This window comes from Streptomyces sparsus (assembly GCF_054776295.1).
On sequence record NZ_BAAHCA010000503.1, the window covers coordinates 1 to 3567 of the forward strand.

At 70.8% G+C, this 3567-nt stretch carries 2 protein-coding genes and 1 riboswitch; both genes read left to right on the top strand.

Annotation, left to right across the window (positions count from 1 at the left end; translation table 11 throughout):
* Positions 1–574: 574 nt before the first annotated feature.
* Positions 575–799, top strand: a riboswitch (cyclic di-AMP (ydaO/yuaA leader).
* Positions 800–801: 2 nt separating this feature from the next.
* Positions 802–2124: a transglycosylase family protein gene (locus tag ACYVE9_RS19235; protein ID WP_461029125.1), complete on the top strand. Its 1323-nt coding sequence runs from the start codon at positions 802–804 to the stop codon at positions 2122–2124.
* A gap of 179 nt (positions 2125–2303) precedes the next feature.
* A complete protein-coding gene (locus ACYVE9_RS19240) occupies positions 2304–3458 on the top strand; it encodes an alkaline phosphatase PhoX (RefSeq protein ID WP_461029126.1) in 1155 nt (384 codons plus the stop codon).
* Positions 3459–3567: the final 109 nt, after the last annotated feature.

The window sequence follows — 3567 nt, forward strand, 5'->3', positions numbered from 1 at the left end:
CACTGCTCCGCGGCCGTGGGAGAGCCGGCCGGGGAGTGGGGGGCGGCCTTGCCGGGCGGCTCCCGGGACCGCCGCCCAGCGGCACCGGTGACCGTGCGCGGCGTCCGGCGCCGACCGGCCACCCAACGGGGGCACACAGGTGCGGACACGGGCGAACCGGACAGTTCGCCAAGCGACACTCCGGGCTTCAAGCACCAAAGCGGACATTCTTTACAGGCACCAAGACCCGGCGTGACATGTGACGTGACGCGACGTCAGACACAAGAGGTCCCTATTGGGACGATATAAAGGCGTGTCACCCGATCCGGGTGACCGGAGTCACAGCATGGCCGACCGGTGCAATTGCACCGCCGAGGGTTTAATTCACCGGCGCGTCAATTGCCCTGCTCAGCAGGGTCTTTAAGTGGACATGCTAGGTCTTCGGGTTCACTCTCAGAGGAAGATCCACCGCATAACGTGGTGAATAACCGGTGGTCACGCCGGGCGCGAAGGGCGGGAGCACGCACGCCGCTTGTGTCGGCCAAATCGTTGTGTCTACGGTTCCTCCGCCACTGCATCTCATGCGGAGGTCCCTCAGCCGGGAACGCCGAATCCTGCCACCGGCCGGGGGAAACTCAAGTTCCATACGGCAGGAGCGGGGGAACCAGGTAAGCGCCGAGTCGTCCATACCGGGCGGCGCGGCTTGGGGTGAAGCCACGCCTCACCGCACGGAGCGATTGCACCGTGTGCGGTGGGAAATGGCCGGGCATCTCCTGTCCGAATCCGACAGCTCACCTCGTAGGCGTAGGAGAGGACACACCTATGTCTCGTGGTCGCCACCGTCGTCCGCGTAACCCGCTGATTTCCCGTCAGGTCACCCGCGTCTCGCTGGCCCTCACCGCCGGCGGCGCCGGAGTCGCCGTGCCGCTGGTCGGCGCGGGCACCGCGAACGCCGCCCCCGTCTCCGTGTGGGACAAGGTCGCCGAGTGCGAGAGCACCGGCAACTGGTCGATCAACACCGGCAACGGCTTCTACGGCGGACTGCAGTTCCAGCAGTCCAGCTGGGTCGCGGCCGGCGGCACCCAGTACGCCCCCCGGGCGGACCTCGCCACCAAGGACCAGCAGATAGCCGCCGCCGAGAAGCTGCTCGACATGCAGGGCCCGGGCGCCTGGCCGGTCTGCGGCCCCCGTGCCGGGCTGAGCAAGGACAGCGGCGCCCCCGACATCAACCCCGACGGCCAGGCCGCGCCCGCCAAGCAGGCCGCGCCCAAGCAGAAGGCCGAGCGGGAGCAGCCCAAGGCGCAGGAGCCGAAGCAGCAGTCCGCTCCGGCCCCGAAGGCCGCACCGAAGGCAGCGCCGAAGCCCAGCAGCGGCAGCGCCTCCTACACCGTGGTCAGCGGTGACACCCTGCACAAGATCGCCACCGCCAAGAACGTCTCCGGCGGCTGGCAGACCGTGTACGAGGACAACCGCGAGACGGTCGGCGGCAACCCGAACCTGATCTTCCCCGGTCAGCGGCTGGACGTCGACGGCGGCGGCCACGCTCAGCAGTCCGGTGGCCAGGCTCAGCAGCCGAAGGCCGCCCAGCCCAAGGCCGAGCAGCCCAAGGCCGAGCCGAAGCCGGCGCAGCCCAAGGCCGAGAAGCCGAAGGTCGAGAAGCCGAAGGCCGAGAAGCCCGCGCCGGCTCCGAAGGTCGAGCAGAAGAAGGCTCCGCAGCCGCAGGCGAAGCCCGCCAGCAGCACCGGCTACGCCTCGCCGGTCGCCGCGTCGCCCAGCACCGCCTACCGGGCCTCCGGTGGCAGCTGGTCCAGCGGTTACCACACCGGTGTGGACTTCTCCGTCAGCACCGGCACCCCGATCAAGGCCGTCACCTCCGGCACCGTGGTCTCCGCCGGCTGGGGCGGCGCGTACGGCAACGAGGTCGTCATCAAGCACTCCGACGGCCGCTACAGCCAGTACGCCCACCTGTCCTCGCTGTCCGTGCGCGCGGGACAGAGCGTCGGCGGCGGGCAGCAGATCGGCCTGGCCGGTTCCACCGGCAACAGCACCGGCCCGCACCTGCACTTCGAGGTCCGCACCGGCCCGTCCTACGGTTCCGACATCGACCCGCTGGCCTACCTCCGGTCGAACGGCGTCTCGATCTGAGGACCTGACCGACGAAGGCTCCCCCTCGGGATCCCCCGTGATGAACCGGCCGTGCCCGCGATGGGCACGGCCGGTTCATTGTCCGTTGCCGGTCCGGCCACGTCGCGGGCCTACCTTCCGGAAGCGCTTCCATCCGCAGCCGGCCGGCCGCGGCGTCGGACGACTTCGGTGAGGTAACCGTGGAACGTCGTACCTTTCTGCGCGGAGCGGTGGCCGGTGGCTCGGCTGCGGCCTTCGGTGGCACCCTGATGCGCGGCGCCGCCTACGCCGCCCCCGCGCAGCCGGGCACGGGCCCGTACGGGCCGCTCGGCGCGGCGAACAGCAACGGCATCCAGCTCCCGGCGGGCTTCACCAGCCGGGTGATCGCCCGATCGGGCCAGCAGGTCGCGGGCACGTCCTACACCTGGCACCGCGCACCCGACGGCGGCGCCTGCTTCCCCGACGGCGGCGGCTGGATCTACGTGTCCAACTCGGAGATCAACCCGGGCGGCGGCGCGAGCGCGGTGCGCTTCAACTCGTCCGGATCGATCACCTCCGCCTACCGGATCCTGTCCGGCACCCGGCAGAACTGCGCGGGCGGGGCGACACCGTGGAACACCTGGCTGTCCTGCGAGGAGGTGGACCGGGGCTACGTCTACGAGACCGATCCCCGGGGCGTCAACGCGGCGGTGCGGCGGGACGCCATGGGCCGCTTCAAGCACGAGGCCGCCGCGGCCGACCCGGTCCGCCGCGTGTTCTACCTGACCGAGGACGTCTCCAACGGCTGCCTCTACCGCTTCGTGCCGACCAGTTGGGGCAGCCTGGCCTCCGGGCGGCTCCAGGTGCTGCGGGCCGGTTCGGCCACCTCGGGTTCGTTCAGCTGGGCGAACGTGCCCGACCCCTCCGGTGCCACGCCCACCCGTGACCAGGTGTCGGGCGCCAAGCGGTTCAACGGCGGCGAGGGCTGCCACTACGCGGACGGCAAGGTCTGGTTCACCACCAAGGGCGACAACCGGGTGTGGCGGCTGGACGTGGTGAGCAACACCTACCAGCTGGCCTACGACGACAGCCTGGTGTCCGGCTCGGCCCCGCTGACCGGTGTGGACAACATCACCGGCACCTCCTCCGGTGACCTCTACGTCGCCGAGGACGGCGGCAACATGGAGATCTGCGTCATCACTCCGCAGGACGTCGTGTCCCCGTTCCTGCGCATCCAGGGCCAGTCGTCCTCGGAGATCTGCGGCCCGGCGTTCTCCCCGGACGGGCGGCGGCTGTACTTCTCCAGCCAGCGCGGCACCAGCGGCAGTTCCTCCGGCGGCATCACCTACGAGGTGACGGGCCCCTTCCGCACCTAGGGCCCCTCCCGCCTCTGGCAGGGCCCGCGGGTCCCGGGCGGGCACGGGCCCGGCCGCCGGGCAAGCGGGCCCGTGGCGGAGGCAGGGGCGGCCCGGCATCTCCGCACAG

Bases quoted from the DNA above. Each gene is read 5' to 3' on its own strand.
- ACYVE9_RS19235 (WP_461029125.1), top strand. From the start codon at position 802: ATGTCTCGTGGTCGCCACCGTCGTCCGCGTAACCCGCTGATTTCCCGT.